Below are 2,150 nucleotides of genomic sequence, written 5' to 3'. Positions count from 1 at the left end.
GTTATATAAGCTACATACATTACCGTGGTAGCCAAAAGAGGTGATAGCGTAAGGAATAATAATAAAGACAAATGGCAGTAATGATAGCTGACTATCCCCTACAGGCGATTTTAATAGTAAATCAGTTTTTACAATTAAAAATAACCCTGAAAAAGCGAGAATAAATAAAATAATTTTGATAAATAAGAATAATGAAGTTAATCGACTTGCTGCAATTCCACTCCACCAAATACTTGCGCCTAATAGTATAGTGAAAACAACAAATATTAATCTTAAATTAATCTCAAACCCATATATTGCAGCTGCCTCTTTAATAACAGATCCGGCTGCGGAAATATAAGCATATATCAATATATATAAAACAAATATGAGTGCTGCGTTAGCAATATAACATGCCCATTTTGGTAATAATTCTTTAGATATATAAAAATAATTGGTGCCTTCTCCGTATTTGGATATGCATTCTAAAATATAGATCCCTGAATGAAACATAAAAAAACAAACAATCAGTAATATTACAATCGAGTTAATAAACCAAGCTCCTGCCATAATAGTTGGCAAGCTAAACATACCTGCCCCTATCATAGCTCCGCCTAGCACAAAACCCCCTACCATTATGGAGGGTTCTTTCTTGGCTGCCGAATTGTTCATATTGTTCACCTTAAAAATAAGGGATAAGGTTCCCGCATTGCACGGGAACCCGCAGAACTACTATTTATTATTTGATAGGTTTCAATCTTGCAGTAAAGTGTCTTAATACTGGCGGCTCATATTCAAAATCTAAACCTTTCAAGGTTGCGAATTTATCTTTTAAGCCAATCAGAGCATCTGCAATGTAATCCATATGATCGTTGGTATAAACACGTCGTGCGATAGTTAAGCGCATGAACTCCATATCGGCGTGTTTTTGCTTACCTGTTTCTGGGTCACGACCTAATAGGAATGAACCAATTTCAACCGCACGAACACCAGACTCTAAATACAGTGCGTTAATTACCGCTTGTGCTGGGAATTGGTCTCCAGGGATATGTGGAACCAATTTTTTACAGTCAACAAACACTGCATGACCACCGGTAGGGTACTGAATTGGAATACCGCCTTCACGTAAACGATCACCGAGGTATTTCACCTGACCAATACGATAATGCAAATAATCTTCCCCTGCACCTTCTTCTAAACCTTGTACCATCGCGGCCATATCACGACCCGCTAAACCACCGTAGGTCACGAAGCCTTCCATTGGTACACAGCGTTGTCTTGCCAGCGTAAAGATTTTTTCATCATTTTTAATGCACACCAGACCACCGATATTTAACAGTGGGTCTTTTTTCGCTGACATAGTGAGCGCATCAGCATATTTGTACATATCTAGAATAATTTCTTTAATTGTGGCATTTTTATATTTCGGATCACGTTCTTTAATGAAATACGCGTTTTCGCAGAAACGCGCAGAGTCCATCACAACAAAGATATTATGCTGTTTCGCGATTTCATAAACTTCTTTCAGGTTATCCATTGAAACTGGCTGACCACCCGCACTGTTACAGGTGATGGTTGAAACAATGGCAACCACGTTTTCGGCACCGTGTTTTGCAATATTATCTTTTAATTTTTGAATATCGAAATTACCTTTCCAATCATCATAAGTTTCAGAATCATAGGCTTTTTCGGTAACAATATTAATAGCTTTACAACCATTTAATTCAACGTGAGCCGCTGTTGTATCAAAGTGGAAGTTAGAAATAAATACCGGTTTTTTCGCACCGCCCTGTTCTTGTTTTACTTTCAGTAAAACAGGGAATAACATATTTTCAGCACCACGACCTTGGTGAGCAGGGATCACGTAGTCGTAGTCAAACATTTCTTTAACTTTATCTTTTAAATCATAATAGTTACGAGAACCTGCATACGCTTCATCACCGGTGATCATCGCTGCCCATTGACGGTCACTCATGGCGTTAGTACCCGAGTCAGTCAACAGGTCAATATACACCGCACTACTTGGTAACAAGAATGGGTTATAACCCGCCTCTTTTAATGCTGCTTCACGCTCTTCTCTGGATGGAATACGGATGTTTTCTACCATTTTAATACGGAACGGTTCTACGATTCTTTTAGCCATGATAATACCTTTAATTTTTCATTAAATC

At 38.1% G+C, this 2,150-nt stretch carries 2 protein-coding genes; both read right to left on the bottom strand.

From position 1 onward, the window contains the following. Positions 1 to 651, bottom strand: a 651-nt coding sequence (locus tag PSF16_RS17215) for an aromatic amino acid transport family protein (RefSeq protein ID WP_272689788.1), incomplete at its 3' end; no start/stop codon positions are given. A 67-nt stretch (positions 652 to 718) separates the two neighbouring features. Then, positions 719 to 2,122, bottom strand: a complete 1,404-nt coding sequence (locus PSF16_RS17210; protein ID WP_006659054.1) for a tryptophanase — start codon at positions 2,120 to 2,122, stop codon at positions 719 to 721. Between the last annotated feature and the right edge of the window lie 28 nt (positions 2,123 to 2,150).

The sequence above is a fragment of the Providencia sp. PROV033 genome, assembly GCF_028484855.1.
Taxonomy (GTDB): Bacteria; Pseudomonadota; Gammaproteobacteria; order Enterobacterales; family Enterobacteriaceae; genus Providencia; species Providencia alcalifaciens.
This window is presented reverse-complemented; position numbering and strand designations above follow the sequence as displayed.